This window comes from Halomonas caseinilytica, from assembly GCF_001662305.1.
GTDB classification, from domain to species: Bacteria; Pseudomonadota; Gammaproteobacteria; order Pseudomonadales; family Halomonadaceae; genus Halomonas; species Halomonas caseinilytica.
Map to the genome: position 1 here is coordinate 178,383 of NZ_BDEP01000002.1, position 20,118 is coordinate 198,500.

At 60.9% G+C, this 20,118-nt stretch carries 18 protein-coding genes; 7 read left to right on the forward strand and 11 right to left on the reverse strand.

Features of this window, described 5'->3' with window-relative positions; translation table 11 throughout:
• Positions 1-67: 67 nt before the first annotated feature.
• A complete protein-coding gene (locus A9O65_RS01490) occupies positions 68-553 on the forward strand; it encodes an Hsp20 family protein (protein ID WP_064699141.1) in 486 nt (161 codons plus the stop codon).
• Positions 554-903: 350 nt separating this feature from the next.
• Here the strand turns inward: A9O65_RS01490 and A9O65_RS01495 are convergent, their stop codons facing one another.
• Both A9O65_RS01495 and A9O65_RS01500 read right to left on the reverse strand, forming a co-directional pair.
• Positions 904-1,980: an NAD(P)H-dependent flavin oxidoreductase gene (locus tag A9O65_RS01495; protein WP_064701142.1), complete on the reverse strand. Its 1,077-nt coding sequence runs from the start codon at positions 1,978-1,980 to the stop codon at positions 904-906.
• Between the two features lie 255 nt (positions 1,981-2,235).
• A complete protein-coding gene (locus tag A9O65_RS01500; protein ID WP_254783105.1) occupies positions 2,236-2,922 on the reverse strand; it encodes a response regulator transcription factor in 687 nt (228 codons plus the stop codon).
• Positions 2,923-4,190: 1,268 nt separating this feature from the next.
• Between A9O65_RS01500 and A9O65_RS01505 the strand changes: the two genes are divergently transcribed.
• Together A9O65_RS01505 and A9O65_RS01510 are read left to right on the forward strand one after the other, a co-directional pair.
• Positions 4,191-5,249 carry a FecR family protein gene (locus A9O65_RS01505; protein ID WP_064701143.1) on the forward strand — a complete coding sequence of 353 codons (1,059 nt, stop codon included), beginning with the start codon at positions 4,191-4,193 and terminating at the stop codon, positions 5,247-5,249.
• Positions 5,230-7,554, forward strand: a complete 2,325-nt coding sequence (locus tag A9O65_RS01510; RefSeq protein WP_064701144.1) for a CHASE2 domain-containing protein — start codon at positions 5,230-5,232, stop codon at positions 7,552-7,554. The genes A9O65_RS01505 and A9O65_RS01510 overlap by 20 nt, the downstream gene beginning before the upstream one ends.
• A gap of 23 nt (positions 7,555-7,577) precedes the next feature.
• On the opposite strand, the gene A9O65_RS01515 is transcribed toward A9O65_RS01510, so the two are convergent.
• From A9O65_RS01515 to A9O65_RS01530, 4 genes are all read right to left on the reverse strand, one after another.
• Entirely contained in the window at positions 7,578-8,270 is a 693-nt protein-coding gene (locus tag A9O65_RS01515; protein WP_175473454.1) for an outer membrane protein assembly factor BamE, read from the reverse strand.
• A 256-nt stretch (positions 8,271-8,526) separates the two neighbouring features.
• A complete protein-coding gene (locus tag A9O65_RS01520) occupies positions 8,527-8,802 on the reverse strand; it encodes a YrhK family protein (protein WP_064699136.1) in 276 nt (91 codons plus the stop codon).
• 16 nt (positions 8,803-8,818) lie between these two features.
• Positions 8,819-10,714 carry an ABC transporter ATP-binding protein gene (locus tag A9O65_RS01525; protein ID WP_064701146.1) on the reverse strand — a complete coding sequence of 632 codons (1,896 nt, stop codon included), beginning with the start codon at positions 10,712-10,714 and terminating at the stop codon, positions 8,819-8,821.
• A 117-nt stretch (positions 10,715-10,831) separates the two neighbouring features.
• Positions 10,832-12,019 carry a M24 family metallopeptidase gene (locus A9O65_RS01530; protein ID WP_064701147.1) on the reverse strand — a complete coding sequence of 396 codons (1,188 nt, stop codon included), beginning with the start codon at positions 12,017-12,019 and terminating at the stop codon, positions 10,832-10,834.
• 178 nt (positions 12,020-12,197) lie between these two features.
• Here A9O65_RS01530 and A9O65_RS01535 point away from each other — a divergent pair, with 178 nt between their 5' ends.
• The gene (locus A9O65_RS01535; protein WP_064699133.1) at positions 12,198-12,917 is read left to right on the forward strand and encodes a YebC/PmpR family DNA-binding transcriptional regulator; all 720 of its coding nucleotides are present in this window, start codon (positions 12,198-12,200) and stop codon (positions 12,915-12,917) included.
• A gap of 71 nt (positions 12,918-12,988) precedes the next feature.
• Here A9O65_RS01535 and A9O65_RS01540 read toward each other — a convergent pair whose 3' ends face one another.
• The 3 genes from A9O65_RS01540 to A9O65_RS01550 form a co-directional block, all read right to left on the reverse strand.
• Positions 12,989-13,762 (reverse strand): META domain-containing protein, encoded by a 774-nt coding sequence (locus A9O65_RS01540; protein ID WP_064701148.1) that lies wholly within the window; start codon positions 13,760-13,762, stop codon positions 12,989-12,991.
• Between the two features lie 114 nt (positions 13,763-13,876).
• Entirely contained in the window at positions 13,877-14,317 is a 441-nt protein-coding gene (locus tag A9O65_RS01545) for a DUF4399 domain-containing protein (protein ID WP_064701149.1), read from the reverse strand.
• Between the two features lie 131 nt (positions 14,318-14,448).
• On the reverse strand, positions 14,449-15,066 hold the full coding sequence (locus tag A9O65_RS01550; protein ID WP_064699130.1) for a LysE/ArgO family amino acid transporter: 618 nt from the start codon (positions 15,064-15,066) through the stop codon (positions 14,449-14,451).
• A 97-nt stretch (positions 15,067-15,163) separates the two neighbouring features.
• Between A9O65_RS01550 and A9O65_RS01555 the strand changes: the two genes are divergently transcribed.
• From A9O65_RS01555 to A9O65_RS01565, 3 genes are all read left to right on the forward strand, one after another.
• Entirely contained in the window at positions 15,164-16,033 is an 870-nt protein-coding gene (locus tag A9O65_RS01555) for a LysR family transcriptional regulator ArgP (protein ID WP_064699129.1), read from the forward strand.
• A 162-nt stretch (positions 16,034-16,195) separates the two neighbouring features.
• A complete protein-coding gene (locus tag A9O65_RS01560; protein WP_064701150.1) occupies positions 16,196-17,083 on the forward strand; it encodes a S66 peptidase family protein in 888 nt (295 codons plus the stop codon).
• 224 nt (positions 17,084-17,307) lie between these two features.
• Positions 17,308-17,514, forward strand: a complete 207-nt coding sequence (locus A9O65_RS01565) for a cold-shock protein (protein ID WP_064699127.1) — start codon at positions 17,308-17,310, stop codon at positions 17,512-17,514.
• A gap of 147 nt (positions 17,515-17,661) precedes the next feature.
• On the opposite strand, the gene yghU is transcribed toward A9O65_RS01565, so the two are convergent.
• On the reverse strand, positions 17,662-18,531 hold the full coding sequence (gene yghU, locus A9O65_RS01570; protein WP_064701151.1) for a glutathione-dependent disulfide-bond oxidoreductase: 870 nt from the start codon (positions 18,529-18,531) through the stop codon (positions 17,662-17,664).
• Between the two features lie 197 nt (positions 18,532-18,728).
• Positions 18,729-20,003, reverse strand: a complete 1,275-nt coding sequence (locus tag A9O65_RS01575) for a dicarboxylate/amino acid:cation symporter (RefSeq protein WP_064701152.1) — start codon at positions 20,001-20,003, stop codon at positions 18,729-18,731.
• Positions 20,004-20,118: the final 115 nt, after the last annotated feature.

Here is a 20,118-nt window from a genome sequence, read left to right on the forward strand (position 1 = left end):
CGGTAACCGAAAAGGTGGGCAAGACTATCGAGATATGATCCCGTCAAGTGATAGGGAGGACATACCGATGAGCACTGCACTTTCACTTGAGCCGCTCTTTCGTCACTCCATTGGCTTCGATCGATTCAGCGATCTCTTCGATCGTGCCTTGGAGGGAAGTTCGACATCGACATTCCCTCCATACAACATTGAGAAGCATGGAGAAAACAATTATCGCATCGTACTGGCAGTCGCCGGCTTTTCCGAAAAAGATCTCAGCATCAGGCTGGAAAACGGCGTTCTGACGGTATCCGGCGTCAAGGATGACGAGAAGAGCGATAACAACGTGACTTACATGCATCACGGTATTGGCCGGAGTTCCTTCAAGCTGACCTACAAGCTTGAGGATCACATCGAGGTGCAAGGCGCCAATCTGGAAAACGGTCTACTGGTCATTGACCTGTTGCGTGAAATCCCCGAAGCGGAGAAACCGCGGGAGATCGAGATCAATAGCCTCAACTCGGGCCAATCCGGGGTTCAACAGATCGAATCCGACGAGAAAGATTCAGCCTGACGAATAGAGCAGGCATTACGCCATGACATCTTTCTGGCCTCGCCTCAAGGCGGGGCCTTTCTGTACTCCTGTTCCCCATAAAGATGGGTAACAAGGCACCCATTACAGCCAAAAATACGGAAAAGGCCAACTCGCCTGCCACGAATATGCCCCATCGACAACACACCAAACAGCGAGTCACCGATGGGGCAAGCATCGTGGATAACACGATGATACGATGCCGTCCCTGGCAAAGCACGATCTCGCACTAATGTGGATATCGCGCTGCAAACTATACCCAATATGGCCGAATACCGCCTAGCAATTTTCCATGAACTTTCATGAATTCTGGCCGACTCATTTCTCTCACATCAAACCATGGATCGATCAGATACTGCCGCATTGCGCCACTCTTCTACCAACGCCTTTATCAGGGAAGCCGCTGGCAATTCCCGGGCCAAAGGAGCCCCTTGCCCCGCCCAATGCGGTGCAAAATCATGGTTATCGACGGCACCGGCTACCGCGTGCAACGCCTTGGCCGCATCATACGCCACGGGATAGTCGGGCGGTGCGGGGTCGCCGGCAGCTTCATGCAGGCGATTGACGAATCCGCGCGCGGGGCGCCCGGAAATGGAGGAGGTAATACGCGTGTGATTCGCCCCTTCGCACTTGAACCTCTCGCGATAGGCGGCATCGGCGGCGGATTCCGGGCAGAGCACGAAGGCCGTGCCGAGCTGAACCGCCGAGGCTCCCAGTAGCAAGGCGGCTGCGATACCGGCACCATCCATAATGCCACCGGCAGCGATGACCGGCCGGCGGCTGTTCGCTACCAGCAACCGAACCAGCGTCAAAGTGCCGATGCCGTCATCGCGTTCCGGATCAAACACTCCCCGATGCCCGCCAGCCTCGACTCCCTGGGCAACGAGGGCATCGACGCCTTCGCTCTCGGCTCGCTCGGCCTCTTCGAGAGAGGTCACACAAGCCAGCGTCATGCAGCCGGCTTCGCGCAGGCGATGCACCACTTCGCGACCCGGCAGCCCGAAATGGAAGCTGACGACCGCCGGTTGCTCCTCGAGCAGCATCTCGAACATGGCGTCATGACCGACGAAGCTCTGGTAGATTTCCCGCAACGCCTCTGGTGGCCGGGCATTGAACTCGGCGAAACGCGGCGCCAGATGATCGAGCCAGTCGGCTTCACGTCCAGCGTCGCGGTCGGCGGGGCGATGGCAGAACAGGTTGACGTTGATGGGACCATTCGTCAGTTCGCGAGTCGCGCGAATCTGCTCCCTGGCCCGGTCCACACCACAAGCTCCCAGGCCCAGCGAGCCCAATCCCCCCGCCTCGGTGACTGCCGCCGCCAGTGCCGGCGTGGAAACGCCCGCCATGGGCGCCTGGATGATCGGATAACGGATACCGAGCTGCTGGCATAAAGCATCGCAGATCGACATGGCTGGCTCCCTTGGCAAATTCACATCGTCCTGACGCAGCGCGAGGACGCCGTCCGCATGGCGGCTTTCCGCTTCTTCGCCGTCCCCTTGCCGTCAGGCGCAATATATCCACGCTCTCGAGAGTACCACGCCGGGTGCACCTTGGTTCAGAGCCCGTCATTCGATGCCCGATGCCGCCTCTCCCATCCGGGTGTCTGGCAACCCGAAAGGGCGGAAACTGACCATTGTGACGCACTTCATGGTGCCTTTATCGACTCATTCATCTTCCTTCAGCCTCTGAAGACGATACCCGTAGCGATATACGGAGGACAGCTTCCAGCCATTCTCGGCATTCAGCCCCAACTTCCTCCTGAGACGATAGATATGGACATCCAGCGTCCGGGACATGGGGCTCTCCTCCTGTCCCCAGACCGTCTCATACAGGTAGGAGCGACTTAAGGGGTGATTCAGGTTGCGTAACAGCAGCAGTGCCAGTCGATATTCCTGATAGGTCAACTTCACGGGCTCGCCATGGCTCGTGATGATCTCTTCCTTGGGATATACGGTGAGATCGCCATGGCTGAAAGGCTCGTAGCGATGCTTGCTCCCCACGTGATGGCGACGCAGTGTCGTCAATACGCGCGCCACCAGCTCTTCGGAACGAAACGGCTTGCTGATGAAGTCTTCCGCACCAGCCTTCAGGGCCTCGACGACATCCCGCTCTGAATCCCGGTGAGTGACCATGATGACGGGCGGAGTCACCAGAAAGTACTCGTCCAGCCAGGCCAGAACCTCGGGACCGCTCAGGTCCGGGAGCATCCAGTCGAGAAGAACGAGGTCATAGGTTCGAAGCTTGATGCCGCGAATGAAAGTCCTCGCGTCCTGATAGCAATCAATATGCCACCCTTTCTCCCAACCATCGACACGCCACCCCTTTCGGCTTTGCGCCGCCGCCGCTTCCAACAGACTCGATAGCTGATCGAGACATACAGGGTCGTCCTCAAGGATGGCTATGAATATCAAGGTGCAACTCCCCACGTGTAAACTTCACGATTCTTCACTCATCATGAACATCACACAGTATAACCAATTCGTTACACATTGAAACACCCAGACACTTTACCAAAAAATAGATAATTTCACGCAAAATAAAAAAGCCTGGCACGGGGCCAGGCAAGAGCAGGGGGCCATAGGCGAACCTATGACATCATCATGGTAGGCAATGGCTGCCCGAGTGTTAATCCATGAAAGATGAAGAAATGAAAAACACCCATTTTCATAAAATTATCCTACCATAACATAAAAATGATCGGTGTACGCACTGGATGGATTGAGAGCGGGAGGCAGGCTCGAGGAACTCGCACCCGAACTCTCCTGAGTGCCATATCGCCGCCGGTCTGTCTGATCTTCCAGGCGATTGACGCGACGTACAGCAGCACGTCTTTTGCCATCTTTCCACAGGCATCAACATGACCAAAGCATTGGATAAAGGCCACACCATTTCCTTTTTAACGACTTTTAACCACTTCCCTTAAATTCAAAGACATCTAGAACACCTTGAGCTAAGAGCGTTACACATCTTCAAAAGATCCCGAAAAGCGGTCATCGCCCCCCCCCTCATTCGTCACTATCCAAAACGGCAAGCACCACATGCTCTACAGGCAAAAGACACTTTACCCATCAATCCCCTACGACACCCATGACTGCCAGAAAACTCCGCAAGCTGGACAACAAACCCACGCTTCAACATCAAAAGACCCTGATATTCATCATATAGCACAAACCACCCTGCTTCCGTCTTGTTAAACAACTCTTTCCTCACCGCACTTCGCCCCCTTCTTCATGATGAACACCTCACTTCACCAACTGCTCATCCAAAACCAGACAAGATTAAACTTTGTTAAAAAATGACAAAAAACATTTCGCTACCAGACCAGTTACCTTACCATTCCTGAAATCTACCAAGTCATAACCTTCTGACAATTGGCATACTGACGCCTCACCTTCTTGAAGGAAGGGAATATGAAAAAAAGGACTTCATTACTTCTGGGCATAACTTTTCTACTGGGGATAGCACAGGCTGATGAGAGCACCCAGACCAGGCCAGCACAAAGCGAGATTCACTATGTGCAACCAGGGGATACCCTATGGCACTTGTCCGAGGAGTATCTCGGCGATGCCAAAGCGTGGCCCCTCCTTCAAGAAGCCAATCAAATCGAGGCCCCCGGTACATGCAGCCCGGCCTGGCGCCCCAGCTACCCTCTCTGCCCCCGCTGGCCGCTGAAGTCAGTCATCGGAAAGGTACCGCCTGGCTGGTCGAGGACGATGGCGAACGCATTCCACTGCGCAAAGGGATGACCATCGCCCCCGGCGATATCGTGGAAACCGCGAACGAGTCCTTCGTTTCTCTACATCTGCCCCATGGAGAGGATGTGGTCTTGCCTTCCAACTCCCGGATCGTCGTCAAGCGACAGGGCCGCAACGGTACACGGCTGTATCTGGAGCGCGGCGAACTGGAAGCCAATGTACCGTCGCAACACGACCACTCTGACGTGCTGCGTATCGAGACGCCGACGAGCATCATTGGGGTGCGCGGCACCCACTTTCGAGTCACCTATGTCGATGACGCCACTCTCGTCAGTACTCTGGCAGGCGAGGTCGCCTTGAGCCATGAAGGACAAACCATCAGCGTCCCCGCCGGCCAGGGAGCTCGTTCGAGCGCGGCGTCGCCCGTTCAAACGGCAGCATTGCTCCCGGCCCCGACCGTGCAGGAGGGTGGCCAGCCCTTCGACCGATCACTGCAGATCAACTTGTCGAAGGTGGAAGGTGCCGTGGCCTATCATGTGCAACTGGCTCGAGACCCCAACTTTCGAAGCATCATTCACGATAAGCGTGACACCTCGCCCACCATCATTTTCGACTCGGTACCGCAAGGCTTCTATTACGTGCGAGGCTCGGCTTTCGACTCCCTCGGCATCGAAGGCCACCAAGATCGTCAGTTGATCCTGCATCGTCCGATCGAGGCGAGCCTGGAAGTCATCGACGATGGCTACAAGTTCCACTGGACCCGTATCCCTCGCCTGGAATATCGCCTACAGTTGTCCGAAGATGCCACGTTCAGTGAACCTTTCATGAACCGATCATTCGCGACGAGTCAGGGCGTTACCTTGTGCAACCTGCCGACAGACGACTTCTTCTGGCGATTGCTGGTATCCGGTACGAGCGGGGAGCTCGCGGACTACTCCGCCGTGGTGGCCTCCGGGAGGCAAGGTGCCGCACGCCAGCCATAGCCTGTTTAGAGATCTGACCCGTACCTGGCTTCTGATCGGCTCCTTGTTGACCGTGTTCACCTGGTGGGCGGGGCAACACACTTGGCTAGCCGATACCTATGTGTATGATCGCCTGCTGACGACACAGACACACCCACCGAACGACAGCCTCCTGATTGCTGCCATTGACGGACGCAGCTTGGAAGCCCTGGGCCAATGGCCCTGGCCACGCGATATGCACGCGGACTTCCTGGATCGTCTGACCGAGAGCGGTGCCAGTGCCGTGCTCTTCGATGTCGTGTTCACCGAACCCTCATGGGAGAGTCGCCATGACCAACGTCTTGCCCAGGCCCTCGAGCGCCATGGCCATGTTTTCCTGCCCATGTTTCATGTCGAGGCCGAAGACGACCCTTCGGGTCTCCGTGGCCTGTTCCCCACCGACCTGCTACGCGACGCCGCCCGGGGCATCGGGCATATCGATATCCGAACGGATGCCGATGGCGTCGTGCGCCGCATCCGCCTGTGGGAACACCACATTCCCCAACTGACGTTGCGACTCTATCAAGACCTGATTGCGCAAGAACGGATCGAACCTGCCGACACGCTTGCCCCTTTCATGTCCCATGACGGTAATGCGCATGAGATCCGCATTCCCTATCGGGGCGGGACCTCCCACTATCCACAGGTCTCTTATGTGGACATCCTCGAAGGCCGCGTACCCCGCTCATTGCTGGCAGACCGCATCATCTTGGTCGGCGCTACCGCCAAGGGCCCGGGCGATCATCACCCCACCCCCTACGGAGGCGCCAAAGGCGGCATGCCCGGCATCGAGATTCAGGCCAACTTGCTGGATGGCCTGATGCAAGGCAACATCACTCAGGACATGCCCAAGTGGCTCGCGTCACTGCTTTCCCTCCTTTCCTTATGGCTTTTCCTGGCTCTGGTCTGGGCATTCAAGTTTCGTCATATGGCCAAGTTGACCCTGGTCATTCTGGTCATGATGCTACTGGGGGCCTGGGGGTTGCTGGCCATGGGCTGGTGGTGGCCGATCACGGCAGGCCTGTGCTCGGTCCTCGCCGCATGCATTCTCATCAGTTGGCGCTGCCAAGCCGCGGCCCTGCGCTGGTTCCAGCAGGAAATCGCTCGGCTCGAGACGGTGCCCCGCCTCATTCCCGAGCCCGCCCCCAACCCGGCACGCACAAAATGGGGACTCAGGCTGCATCAGCGGCTCCTCTCGCTCGAGGGAGCCATCACGCGCATGCACAATACTCGTCAGTTCATTGCCGACTCGATCGACTCCATGCCCATCGCGACCCTCGTGGTGGATATGCAGGGCCGGATCATTCTTTCCAGCGCCCAGGCCAAGCGGCTGTTCCGATCGTACGGCATCGCCCAGGACGCATCGGTGCATGATCTACTGGACATCATGACGCCGGAGACCCACCCCACCGCCAGGCCGGTCAAGGAAGGCAACGAGGCACTCGGCGCACTCGACGATACGCGTTATCAGGGCGCTGACGAACGCCACTATCATCTCAAGGTCTCGCCACTGGTGACCGCTGCCGATGCCTTCGAAGTGGGCTGGCTGGTCGGGCTCGTGGATGTCACCAGCGAACGACAGGCCGAAGAGCAACGTGCCAGCCTCTTGCGCTTCCTGTCGCACGACCTCAAGGCGCCACAATCCAGCATACTGGCCCTGACCCAGCTGCAACGCACTTCGTCGTCTCCGTTGCCAGAAGCGGAGCTGCTCGACCGCATCGCGCAGCAGGCACGCAATGCACTGACGCTGACGGACAGTTTCATGCAACTGACCAAGGCCGAGTTTGGCGCCATGAACCAGGGCTTTGTGCTGCTGTCGGACGTGGTTCTGGAAGCCATCGATCAGGCTTGGCCAGCGGCGAGACAGCGATCCATCGACATCGAGAGCGACATCGAGGACGAGTGCCCGATGGAAGGTGACCGCGCCTACCTGTTGAGAGCCGTGTTCAACCTGCTGGATAACGCCATTAAGTACAGTCCACCGGATACCCGGGTGTCCATCACGGCCAAGGCTTCAACGGAACGCATTACCCTCTCGATCCAGGACCAGGGAGTCGGCATCCCGGAACAGGATCTGCCACACATCTTCGACAGCTACCAACGCAGCTCCGGCGCCAGCCTGTCAGCGGGCTACGGCCTGGGGCTGTCGCTGGTGAAATCGGTCGTGGAATGCCATGGAGGCACCATCGAGTGCCAGAGCACAGAGAAGGTCGGCACCCGCTTCCTGCTGACCTTTCCTGTCGAACTGGAGCCGCTCGACGAAGACATCGACGACGAACGACACTAGGCCACCGCTGGAGACCGCCTCCCTCAACGCGCCTGGATGGCGATGACGACCTGATCATCGAGACAGGTATCGTCGACATCGAGTCCCCGGCAAGAGGCGATGTCTTCCGAGGTGAGTGATACCCGGCCGACCGCCTCACCATCCCGAGCCCTCAGGAAGCGTTGGACAGCCTCGCATTGAGCACGATAGCGACCAGGCTCGGGATAGCTGCCAATGACCAGCATCGGGGCATGGAAATCACGCTGCAGGATCTGTGCGAACTCCTCCAGCGCCTGGCGCCCATCAGCGGTCAAGCGCCCCTCTTCCGAGAACATCCCGACGACGGGCAGGTGGTAGCGCGGCCCCATGTCATCGCTCTCGAGCGGTTCGATCTGAATGGCCGAATAGCGCACAGCGCACTCGGCCGTCCGCCATCGGGTCTTCTCGACACGCATCGCTCCATCGAACGTCAGCTGGAACTGGCACATCCCGGTACCAGGGCGAGCGTCGCCACTGAGATCGAACAGATAGTCCCACCTCTGAGCGTTGAGCCGCCCTTCGGCGAAATGAGGACTCCCCAGCAAGTGCCGAACCTGGTCCTTCGTCATGCCGGGCTGAACCGATCTGATCGCCTGAGGCGATTCAAAGATACCTCCCCGTATGTAGGCGTCATCCGGGTCGGGAAAGCCATCGCCGCTCTCCGCTCCGGCACAGCTACTCAACATCAGTGACATCATGAGTGTGCCGCCGCATGAAACCTTTCTGACCGAGTGCGATGCTCTTTTCCTCGCCTGATAATGCTCGAGGCACATGCCGACCGATACGCCATCGAGGGTATCCCTGTTTATTGTCATGGTACTGCTTTACCTTTTCCCCACCTTCAGGCGTCAGGATACCGTCAAACCACCCGACATTGCAGACCACGGCCGACCCTCTCGATACCTTTCGCGGGGGTGCCTGCGACCTTCCTTCCTCCCTGTTAAACCGACCTCTTCACTGCTGCCATTCACTATCAGGGATACGCCGCAGATGAAGATGGCTGGCCAGCCGAATGGCTGGTCGCACCAGAAACTGGAAGCTGCCGATGATGAACATCCAGACCGCCAGGGTTTCCTGGCTGGGATAAAGGAAGAGCACACTGCCGACGAGAAACCAGATGGCAATGAGAAAGTCATTGGCAATACTGAGCGTTTCATAGCGTCGGCGAATGACCAGCTCTTCATGGCCGACCTTGAGCGTCAAGGGGTCATCGACATGCGACGGTTTCATGAGGGAAATCTCCTTTTCATGATGTTATTTCTTCCATGGACCGACAATCATCCTGCTCGGCGGACTGCGAGGCATCGAGCCCCAGGAAGCCTCCCGATTGACGTCGCCACAGCGCGGCATAGAGTCCATCGCGAGCCAGCAGTTGTTCATGGCTTCCGGTTTCGACGATCTTGCCCTCGTCGATCACCACCAGGCGATCGAGCATGGCGATGGTCGACAGGCGGTGTGCAATGGCAATGACCGTCTTGCCCTCCATCAGCGCATAGAGCTGTTCCTGAATGGCCGCCTCGACTTCGGAATCCAGCGCCGAAGTCGCCTCGTCGAGCACCAGGATCGGCGCATTCTTGAGCAGTACCCGTGCGATGGCGATCCGCTGGCGCTGGCCGCCCGACAGCTTCACGCCACGCTCCCCGACATGGGCATCCAGCCCGCGGCGCCCCTGCGGGTCGATCAGGTCATCGAGAAAGCTGTCGGCATGGGCCTGGCGCACCGCCTGCTGGATAGCCTCCTCGCTGGCCTCCGGGCTACCGTAACGGATATTGTCGCGTACCGAACGGTGCAGCAGCGAGGTATCCTGGGTCACCATGCCTATGCAGCGACGCAGCGACTCCTGGGTCACCTCGGCGATGTCCTGGCCATCGATGCGGATCGCGCCGCCTTGCAGATCATAGAAACGCAGCAGCAGGTTGGCCAGCGTCGACTTGCCGGCCCCCGAGCGACCGATAAGGCCCACCTTCTCACCCGGCGCGATGGTCAGGTCCAGACCATCGAAGACGCGTCGCGCCTCGCCGTCAGGCAAGTCATAGCCGAAGCGCAACGCCTCGAATCGGATCTCGCCCCTCGGCACCTCGAGCTCGCCGGCGTCCGACGCGTCCAGCACCGCCGGCGTGCGCGCAATGGTATTGATGCCGTCCTGCACGGTGCCGATGTTCTCGAACAGGCTCGCCACTTCCCAGAGAATCCAGTCGGACATGAAACGGATACGCATCACCAGCCCGATGGCCACCGCGATCACGCCCAAGGATACGACCTCCAGGTACCAGGCGCCCACCGCCATCGCGGCGACGCCGACGAGCAGCAGTGAGTTGAGCAGCGTCAGACTCACCGACAGCCGGGTGGCCAGGCGCATCTGGCGGTGCACGGTGACCATGAACGTTTCCATGGCGTCACGCGCATAGTCCTGCTCACGGCGCGTGTCGGCGAACAGCTTGATGGTCTGGATATTGCTGTAGCTGTCCACCACTCGACCGGTCATGCGCGCACGGGCATCGGCCTGGGCCATGGAAACGTCGCGCAAACGCGGAACGAAGAACCACATGATGCCGACATACCCCGCCAGCCACACCACCAACGGTGCCATGAGCCACGGCTCGGCATTACCCAGCAACAGCATGGCGCCGGTAAAATAGACGGCGACATAGACCAGCAGGTCCATCAGCTTCATGACCGTCTCGCGAATCGCCAGCGCCGTCTGCATGACCTTCTGGGACACGCGCCCGGCAAACTCATCCTGGAAGAACGCCATGCTCTGACGCAGCATGTGGCGATGTGAAAGCCAGCGGCCAAGCATTGGATAATTGCCGAAGATGCCCTGGTGGGTCAGCAGCGACTGCAACAGCACCAGCAAGGGCAACCCCACGACGACCAGCAGCCCCATGCCGGCAAGACGCCAGCCATGCTCGGCGAGAAAGCCTTCACGCTCGGCACCGGACAGCCAGTCGACCAGCTCGCCCATGTAGTGGAAGAATACCACCTCGGTAGCCGACACCAGGGCAGTGGCCAGCGACATGGCCACCAGCAGGCCGGCCACCGGCCGGGAGAAGTGCACAATGAAGGGCAACAGCCCGCGCGGCGGCACCCGAGGCTCACCCTCGGGGTACGGATTCACCAGATTCTCGAAGTAGCGGAACATAGCGGCACTCTCGAATGAAGAAGGACGGGCACTGCAAGCCTGCAATGTAGTTCCTCAACTTAACTTGAGGTCAATACTCTGGATCGCGCTCGCTCGGGAATGCCGCCATGACCTCGATCAGCACGGCGTCACCAGGCGCCAGTCATTGTCGGTCAAGGCCACGCCTCCCTCGGGCGTGATCCTGACCGTATCGCTCAGGCCGATGCCCCACTCACCCGGCCGTCGCAGACAAAGCGGCAGATGAAAGACCATGTCGCTCTCGAACACGTGCATCTGCCCTCTCGCGATGAAGCCCGTCCCTTCGACCCAGCTCGGCGGGAACTGGGCGCCCACGGCATAGCCGAAGACACCGGAAAAGAATACCTGCTCGCCGTGAGGCGCCAGCACCGCCTCGGCGGCACGCGCCGCCTCGTCGAAGGTGTTACCCGGTCGCATGGCCGCGCACAGGACTTCCCCGATCTCCCGGCACAGCTCTCCGAGCGCCAGCATGTCGCGGCTGGGATCGCCCGCCACGGCCGTCCTCATCATGGGGGCTGTGTAACGCTGGAAGGCCGAGCCGAACTCCAGGAACACCGGCTCGCCAGGCGCGATCGTCCGCCGCTTGTGGTTGACGTGAATGGTGCCGGTACGATGTCCGCTGGTCACGATGGGCTGCAGGCTCATGAACTCGCTTCCCGCTGCCAGCATAGCCCTGGCCCCCTCGGCCGCGACATCGCTGTCGGTGACGCCGGGCGCGATGATCGACTCCGCCGCACCTAGCCCCAGAGACGTGATTCGAGCGCTTTCACGCAGGCACTCGAGCTCCGCTGGACTCTTGACGATCCGTACCCGGTCGAGCAGTTCACCGCCGTCATCGCGGAAACGTGATGCTCCAAGCCTGGCCTGAAGCTCACGGATCACCCCGAAGCGCAAACCGGCACCGAACGTATCCAGACCGATGACGCCATGGGGGGACAGCGTCTCGGCCAGCGGCTCGACGACCTCGTCGAGACTCTCCCAACGGTAGCCGAGCATCTCGTCAACCATGGCGGTGACCACCGCCGGCCCGGTCTCGATCGAGGGCACCTGCAGCACCAGGCGCTCGCCGGTCACCACCAGGCAGGCATGCACCGAAACCTCGAAGGTGTGATAGCCGGTCAGATAGTACAGATCGGCCGGGTCGGTGAGCAGCAGCGCCTCGATGCCCCTCTCGCGCATCCGACGACGCACCTCGAAGCGGCGCCTTTCGAACTCATCCGGCGGAAACGGCAACTCGCTTCCCTGTCGGGTCGTGGCGAGGGCATGACGATAGGCCCGATGATCCATGGTTGCTCTCCCGGCAACGGCTCTTCTCCGAGGAATTCTCTGGCATGAATGCCCGCGCGGCTCGATACGCACGCCATACCAGTGTAGGCAGTCGTTCCGGGAAGCCGAAATAAGACTGTTCCCACCTCCTGCGGTTTCGTAGAATCCTGCACAACATTAGCGGCAACAGGACAACGCAATGGGCAGGGCCTTCCAGAACCGCAAGGAATCCATGGCCAAGACGTCGGATGCCAAGGCCAAGGTATACGGCAAATATGGGCGCGAACTCTATGTATGCGCCAAGCAGGGAGGCAGCGACCCTCATGCCAACCTCGCGCTGAGGGGACTGATCGAGCGCGCCAAGAAAGCCCAGGTGCCCGCACATGTCATCGACAAGGCTCTGGACAAGGCCAGAGGCGGCGGTGGCGAAGACTACTCTCCGGCACGTTACGAGGGCTTCGGTCCGGGCAATGCCATGGTCATCGTCGAGTGTCTGACCGATAACCCCAACCGCACCATCGGCGATGTTCGCACCTGCTTCACCAAGTGCAAGGGCAAGCTCGGCACCCCTGGCAGCGTCAGCCACATGTTCGACCACTGCGCGATTCTCGCCTTCGATGGCGAGGACGAGGAAGCGACCCTTGAAGCGCTGATGGAAGCCGATGTCGATGTCACCGACATCGAGAACGAAGCGGGACATATCACCGTCTTCGCCCCTCACACCGAATATGCCAAGGCCAAGCAGGCCTTGCTCGACGCCTTCGGCGAGCTGGAATTCGAAATCGACGAGATCCAGTTCGTACCCCAGACCACCACACCGGTGGAAGGCGATGATGTCGCCCTGTTCGAAAAGCTGCTCGACATGCTCGACGACCTGGATGACGTGCAGAACGTCTATCACAGTGGCGAGTTGCCTTGAGCGCCTCGCAGAACGCCAGCGCAAAAAAGGCCGGCCCCAGGGGCCGGCCGGATCAGGGTCGACGGTAGCGTTTACGTGAGGTGTTGCACCACGAACTGCGCCAGCAGTTCGCCTTCGTCGTTGTAGAGTTCCAGCCTGTCGGCCAGCACTCGATAAGACGTGGTTTCCTCCAGGGCCGCCAGGAAGCGCGACTCCACATTCGCCTCGTTCATGCAGGCCATGCGCGTGGTCGCCAGAGGACCGAAGCTCAATTGGTCATCTTCCAGCTGGTAACGGCCCGAAAGCTGGTTGCAGCCCGTGGCCCCGGCCACCCTTTGCTCTTCGGGATGCAGCACCAGATGCGCCTCGCGCTGCCCTTGTGTCGTCTCGATGGGCTCGCCCCGCAACTCGGTAAGCCTCCAGTAGCTGTTCTCCAGCGTCTCGGTGACAAAGCCATCGGTACGCTTCAGGGTATAGTTCAGGGAAGATTCGATCTCGTTGCCTTCAAGATCCAGGGCTTCCAGGGTGGCAGCATCCCGCACGCGCCACAGTCGAGCGCCCTCGTCGTCCGTCAGGGTGAGCGTCTTGCCGGCACCATCCAGCGACCACTCGCCCTTCTCGTGGAAACGGTTGGCCTCGTCACTGCCCAGATAGACCGTCTCCAGGGTATAGACACCATCCTCGAACAGCGACAGATGATAGCGAATGCCGGGGCAGTCGGCGCATGGCAGCGTCCCCCGGAAACTGGCCGGCAACTCGCCCAGCGCTGCCTCGGCCTTCTCGTTCCCCGAGCGCTCCACGGCAGCACAACCGACCAGAACTGCGGCAGCCAGCAGAAAATAGAAAAAAAGAAACATCCGTTTCATGGTCAATCATCCTAGTAGTGACAAGACATGTTCCTTGGACAGCATCACGGGCAAAGGTTCGTGCCAACCGCACCTTCGCGGATCGACCGCCAGACGCTCACTCGGCGGTGACGCTCACTCGACGGTAATGGTGATGGACTCCGAATGCACCGCCGGATCGAAACTGATATGGCGATAGTCCATGAACAGCAATTGCAGGGTGTGCTCGCCCGGCGGGAGGTCGAGCGTGGTCTGGGTCTGACCGCCACCGAAGTGCAGTGTCTGATCAGTGGCAGGGAGCGGCGAGGCGAGATCCACGTCATCCAGCGGCTTGTCGATCAAGAGGTGATGATGGCCGGTATTCTCGACCTCGATGCCCGCCGGCGCGACGCCCATGCCCTCGAGCCCCATGCGCACGGTCACGGGACTCGACACGGTGGCGCCATCCTGCGGCGAGATGAAATACACATTGGCATCTTCCGGTGGCGCCGCGGCCTCGACGTCGGCCATTGCCGGTGCAGCCAGCAAGGCACTGCCGAAAAATGCGGTAGCGAGCAGAGATATCACGCGCGACATGACGAAACCTCCTCCTGTCGATCGAGCTCGTCATGCGCATCGATGCCGCACATGAACAGAGCACGAGTGTCTTCGGGGCAAATGCTTCAGAGCACTCCCAGTGTAGCAGTCTCCCTCAAATGAATAAGTCTTTATTGATACACCCCCAGTCCCTCGCCTGCCAATTGCAAGGCGATGACGGCCATCATCACGCCAATGCCACCATCGATCAGGCGCCAGGCCAGAGGCCGTGACAACCAGGACGACAGCAGGGCTCCCCCCCAGGCCAGCAAGCTGAACCATGCCACCGAGGCGCTACCGGCACCGACCACGAAGGCAACCGCACTTTCCTGCTGCGCTCCCACCGAAGGAATCAGCAGCAACGTGTCCAGGTAGACTTGGGGGTTGAGCACCGTAACCGCCAGGGTAGCCAGCAGCACATGGACCAGCCCGCGCCTCTCGGCCTCGGCACGCTCCAGCCCGTGGCGACCCGTGGCGGCGCGATACATCCCCTGCAACGCCAGCCAGGCCAGAAAAGCCACTCCCAGCCAGCGCATTATCGCCAGGGCCTCGGGGACTGCCAGCAGAAGCCCGCTGACTCCGAACATGCCGGCGGTCACCAGCAACAGATCCGTGCTCATGCACAGCCCAGCCGACCACCAGTGATACTCGCGGCGCACAGCCAACCCCAGGACATAAGCGTTCTGGGCACCGATGGCGATGATGATACCTCCGCTCACCAACAACCCGGTCAGATAACTCTCTAACATCGACATCGTCCTTCTCTGGCTTGCCATCACTCCGCCAGATTAACGACATGCTGTTATACTAAAAAATCATTCTGCTAATAACGCATTAGTTTTGCTTATGCTCGACTACAAACTGCTCGAAGCCCTGGCCACTGTTCTGGAAGTCGGCGGCTTCGAACGTGCCGGGGACGTGCTGGGGTTAACGCAGTCGGCAATTTCGCAACGCATCAAGGCTCTCGAGGTACGGCTCGGCCAGCCCGTGCTGGTGCGTCATCCACATCTGGCAGCGACCCCGGCCGGCCAACGTCTGCTCAATCACTATCAGCGGGTGTGCCTGCTGGAGCGCGAGCTGGGCCATGCCCTGCCAACTCTCGAGGTCGCCTCGCCACGCCTGAGAATCGCCGTGAATGCCGACAGCCTGGTGACCTGGTGGGCATCGGCGGTCAGCGACTTCTGCCAGCGCGAGGACGTGCTGCTGGATCTGGTGATCGAGGACCAGGACGTGGGGCTCAAGCGACTACGAGATGGCGACGTGGCCGCCTGCCTGTGCGCCAGCGACCAGCCGATCGCCGGCGCACGCTGCGTACCGCTGGGCACGATGGCCTACCACCCGATGGCCACGCCGCGCTATATCGCGCGATATTTCCCTGACGGCCCGACCGAAAGCGCCTTTCGCCGCGCGCCCGCCATCGTCTATGGCCCCCACGATCAGTTGCAGCATCGTTTCCTCGCCCGGTTCGGCTATCACGGCCCCTTCCCCTACCATCTCTGCCCGGAATCGGAAGGCTTCGTGCGCCTGGCCAGTGCCGGGATGGGCTATGGCATGATGCCGATGATGCAGGTTCGAGAGCCGGTCGAGCGGGGCGAGTTGATCAGCCTCGCCCCCGGCCACGCCCTGGAGGTTCCCCTCTACTGGCACTTCTGGCGACACAGCGGCACACTCCTGGAGCGCCTGACGAGCACGCTGCGCGCGGTACATCTGACCTGAGGCGGCTCGCCGCGAGGGCATCATGCGCGATGCCACGGCAAAGCGCTTCGAGCAGGCCTTCACCATCCACCCCGCCCCTGACCACGACACACCGCCCCGTGACAGCCGACCGCATCCCGCCGACAATACCGGGCTGTGCCCTTCGCCCCACGAGGAGTCTTCATGCCGCTCGCCGTCAGCCTCATCGCCCCGTCGTCTTACACCGCCCCCGAGGCCATCGATGCCGGCATTCGCGGCCTGGAGGCACTGGGCGCCGACGTCCACTACGATGAGCCGCTGCAGACACCGAAGCGCTACCTCGCCGGCAGCCGCGAACATCGCCTGGCCCAGCTGCACGCCGCCTTCGACGCTCCCGAGACCCAAGCGGTATGGGCAGTGCGCGGAGGCTACGGCGCCGCCCAACTGGTCGACGGCATCGACTGGTCGCGACTCGCGCGTTCGAACAAGCCGCTGATCGGCTATTCCGATGTGACGGTGCTGCTCGATCACGGCCACCGCCACGGCGTGCCGGCCATCCACGGCCCAGTGGCCAAGGCCGCCGTCGGCGTGCTCGAGGGCGAGGCCGACAAACGGGACATCGTGCGACGCCAGTTCGAGGAGACCCTGGCGCTGATTCAGGGGCCGACACCTCTCGACTACCCCCTAGCACCCTACGCGGATGCTCCTGCCACCCTGGAAGGGCCTGTCGTAGGCGGCAATCTTGCCACGCTCGCCAGCCTGATCGGCACCCCGGCGGGCTTTCGCCCCCCACCCGGTTCGCTGGTGATCCTCGAGGACGTGGGCGAGCCCTATTACCGCCTGGAACGTGCGCTGTGGCAGCTGGTGCACGGCGGAGCCCTGGACCGGGCCGCCGCGGTGTGCCTAGGCACCTTCGAGGGCTGCCGGCCCTATGGCGACACGCCGCTGGAAGCCATCGTCGCCGAGACCCTGACCCCGCTCGGGCTGCCGCTCTACACCGGCCTGCCGAGCGGCCACGGCCTGCACAACCGCCCCTGGCGCTATGGCGCCATCGGCCACATCACCGACGAGCGCCTCATCATCGGGGGCTAGCCCGTGCCCTACCAACTCAATACCACCAGAAAAATAGTATGCGAAAGTCTTTGACCTGAGCGAGACAGCGTGACACTGTGGCGTCAGTTGGTAAGCAAGCAGCATGGTTCCAGAAGCATTCGATCCTTTTCGACCGCCTGTAATTGTATTTCTTGTTGTACCCGCTACTGATCCTGGGTAATACCAGAAACTTTACAAGGCGCTTAGCGCGAGAGGATTTTCAAATGACGACTGGTACCGTCAAGTGGTTCAACGATTCCAAGGGTTTCGGCTTCATTTCTCCTGCCGACGGCAGCGACGACGTGTTTGCCCACTTCTCCGAAATTCAGGCTGAAGGCTTCAAGTCCCTGCAGGAAGGTCAAAGCGTCTCCTTCGACGTGACCCAGGGCAAGAAAGGCCTTCAGGCCTCTAACATCAAGTCTCTCGGCTGATCCCAAAGATCACGAGAGCACGCGAACCCTCGCGGTTCGTTGAACGGGGCCCGCACATGCGGGCCCCGTTTCGTTGTGGCCGCGTGCCCGTTACACAGGCGCCGCCGGCCTCGGGCCCACGGCGCTCGCCAGGTCAGATCCGGCGGATCAAGAGTTTATAACGTCCTGCGTCTTGTGCTCGAAGTCGCTGGCGTCGTGGCGCTCGTGAAGCTGCAGCTCCGGCTCACCGAAGGTCCGGTTGACCATGCGCCCTCGCTGCACCGCCGGACGCGCATCGATCTCCTGTGCCCAGCGCACCACGTTCTCGTAGGTATGCACCTGCAGGAACTCGGCAGCATCGTAGAGACGCCCCAGCACCAGCTGGCCGTACCAGGCCCAGTTGGCCATGTCGGCGATGCTGTACTCATCGCCGGCCAGGTAGCGGTTCTCCGCCAGATGGCGATCGAGCACATCGAGCTGGCGCTTGGTCTCCATGGCGTAACGGTCGATGGGGTACTCGAGCTTCACCGGCGCATAAGCGTAGAAGTGACCGAAACCGCCGCCCAGGAAGGGCGCGCTGCCCATCTGCCAGAACAGCCAGTTGAGTGCCTCGGTCCTCGCCATGGGGTCTTTGGGCAGGAAGTCGCCGAACTTTTCTGCCAGATAAAGCAGAATTGCGCCCGACTCGAAGACCCGGGTCGGCTGCTCGGTGCCGTGGTCCATCAGCGCCGGAATCTTGGAGTTCGGATTGACGTCGACGAAGCCGCTGCCGAACTGATCACCGTCGCCGATCTTGATCAGCCAGGCATCATATTCCGCCCCCGCATGGCCTTTCGCCAGCAGTTCCTCGAACATCACCGTGACCTTGACGCCATTGGGCGTGGCCATCGAATAGAGCTGGAACGGATGCTCGCCGACCGGCAGCGTCTTGTCATGCGTAGGCCCGGCAATCGGGCGATTGATGCTGGCGAACTGGCCGCCACTCTCCTGGCGCCAGGTCCAGACCTTCGGCGGGGTGTACTCGGTATCTTGGCTCATGGGAATTCCTGTACGAGTGCGTTGCGGGCGCGACGATGCACTCGCCATGCATCGCCGCTCACCTCTGACAGGGAAAAGATAGCCTGTTAAAGGTTACCTTTCGACCCCTCGCAACACGCCACCGCCACTCGTCTGCTCCACGCTGAGTGTCAAGAGGCGGATCAGCGCCCATGGACCGAATGGATCGTGTCTGACCTTCAGGATTTGCAGGTCGCATCGGTCTCCGCGCTCTCCGACGTGCCGATGCGCTCGTTCTCGCTGCGACCGATCAGCGCGGTGCCAACCAGGTCACCCGTCACGTTTAGCGCCGTACAACCCATGCCGACCAAGGCATCGATGGCGGTGAGCAACGCCACGGCCTGGATGGGCAGGCCCACCTGGGAGAACACCGTGGCGATCATCACGATGCCGGCACCGGGCACCCCGGCGGTACCCACCGAGATCAAGGTGCCGACCACCACGATCTGCAGCATGCTGGCAAGGTCCAGTGATGCGCCCGCCACATTGGCGGCAAACACCGCCGAGATGGCAATGCGGATCGCTGCCCCGTCCATGTTGAGTGTTGCCCCCAGCGGCAGACTGAAGCCATAGAGGGTCCGGGAAAGCCCCAGCCGACGCGCGGCCTCGAGGGTCAACGGCAGCGTACCGGAGCTGCTCTGAGTGGCAAAGGCCGTGGCCATGGGCGTGCGTGCCTCACGGAAGAAAGCACCCAACGGCACGCCGAAGCCCTTCAACAAACCGAGATAGACCAGCAAGTGAACGGCCAGCGCCACGTAGAGCACCACGACCATGTCACCGAGCGACAGCAGCGTGTCGATACCCCGCTCGGCCACGGTACCCGCCACGATGGCGAACACCCCGATCGGCACCACATGCAGGATGCCACTCATCACCTTGAGGGTCACAGCGTTGAGCGCCTCGATCAGCCCCGCCAGTCGCTCGCCCAGCTCGCTGCGGCTATCGGACTGTCGCAGACGGGCCACGGCGAGGCCGAAGACCATGGCGGTGAAGATGATGCCAAGCAGGTCCTGCTCGGCGAAGGCCTCGATGATATTGGTCGGCACGATGCCGAGCACGACCGACAGGATGCCTGGGTTCTCGGGCACCGACACCGACTCGGCCCCCTCCAGCGACATCCCCTCGCCCGGCGACAACAGGGTCGCAACGCTCAGCCCGACAATGATCGCCAGCGCCGAGGTGGCCATGTAATAAAGGAACACCTTGCGACCGATGCGCCCCAGACTACCGGCTCGCCCCTGATTGATGCCGGCCATTAAGGTGAACAGCACGATCGGCAGGATGATGAACGTCAACAGCCGCATCAGCAGCTCGCCCAGCGGCGCCAGCGCCTCGCCGACAGCCGGGCCACCTACCAGGCCGACCACGGCACCCAGAATCAGGGCAAGGGTGACCCGCAGTATCAGCGACGTATCGCGATAGCCGCGCCACAAGGATGTCAAAGGCGTGGACATGGGGGCTCCTCAGAAATGAACAGGCGCCGCGAACCATAGGCCCACGGCGCCTTTCGTGCAATGGGAGCACGCCTCGTCATGGAAATGATGGGGGCTGACTCTCCCCGAGCGGAAG

Excerpts from the sequence above, each read along its gene's own strand:
- A9O65_RS01490 (WP_064699141.1), top strand. The coding sequence starts at position 68 with ATGAGCACTGCACTTTCACTTGAGCCGCTCTTTCGTCACTCCATTGGC.
- A9O65_RS01495 (WP_064701142.1), bottom strand. The coding sequence starts at position 1,980 with ATGTCGATCTGCGATGCTTTATGCCAGCAGCTCGGTATCCGTTATCCG.
- A9O65_RS01505 (WP_064701143.1), top strand. The coding sequence starts at position 4,191 with ATGCAGCCCGGCCTGGCGCCCCAGCTACCCTCTCTGCCCCCGCTGGCC.
- A9O65_RS01515 (WP_175473454.1), bottom strand. The coding sequence starts at position 8,270 with ATGATGTCACTGATGTTGAGTAGCTGTGCCGGAGCGGAGAGCGGCGAT.
- A9O65_RS01520 (WP_064699136.1), bottom strand. The coding sequence starts at position 8,802 with ATGAAACCGTCGCATGTCGATGACCCCTTGACGCTCAAGGTCGGCCAT.
- A9O65_RS01525 (WP_064701146.1), bottom strand. The coding sequence starts at position 10,714 with ATGTTCCGCTACTTCGAGAATCTGGTGAATCCGTACCCCGAGGGTGAG.
- A9O65_RS01530 (WP_064701147.1), bottom strand. The coding sequence starts at position 12,019 with ATGGATCATCGGGCCTATCGTCATGCCCTCGCCACGACCCGACAGGGA.
- A9O65_RS01535 (WP_064699133.1), top strand. The coding sequence starts at position 12,198 with ATGGGCAGGGCCTTCCAGAACCGCAAGGAATCCATGGCCAAGACGTCG.
- A9O65_RS01540 (WP_064701148.1), bottom strand. The coding sequence starts at position 13,762 with ATGAAACGGATGTTTCTTTTTTTCTATTTTCTGCTGGCTGCCGCAGTT.
- A9O65_RS01545 (WP_064701149.1), bottom strand. The coding sequence starts at position 14,317 with ATGTCGCGCGTGATATCTCTGCTCGCTACCGCATTTTTCGGCAGTGCC.
- A9O65_RS01550 (WP_064699130.1), bottom strand. The coding sequence starts at position 15,066 with ATGTTAGAGAGTTATCTGACCGGGTTGTTGGTGAGCGGAGGTATCATC.
- A9O65_RS01555 (WP_064699129.1), top strand. The coding sequence starts at position 15,164 with ATGCTCGACTACAAACTGCTCGAAGCCCTGGCCACTGTTCTGGAAGTC.
- A9O65_RS01560 (WP_064701150.1), top strand. The coding sequence starts at position 16,196 with ATGCCGCTCGCCGTCAGCCTCATCGCCCCGTCGTCTTACACCGCCCCC.
- A9O65_RS01565 (WP_064699127.1), top strand. The coding sequence starts at position 17,308 with ATGACGACTGGTACCGTCAAGTGGTTCAACGATTCCAAGGGTTTCGGC.
- yghU (WP_064701151.1), bottom strand. The coding sequence starts at position 18,531 with ATGAGCCAAGATACCGAGTACACCCCGCCGAAGGTCTGGACCTGGCGC.
- A9O65_RS01575 (WP_064701152.1), bottom strand. The coding sequence starts at position 20,003 with ATGTCCACGCCTTTGACATCCTTGTGGCGCGGCTATCGCGATACGTCG.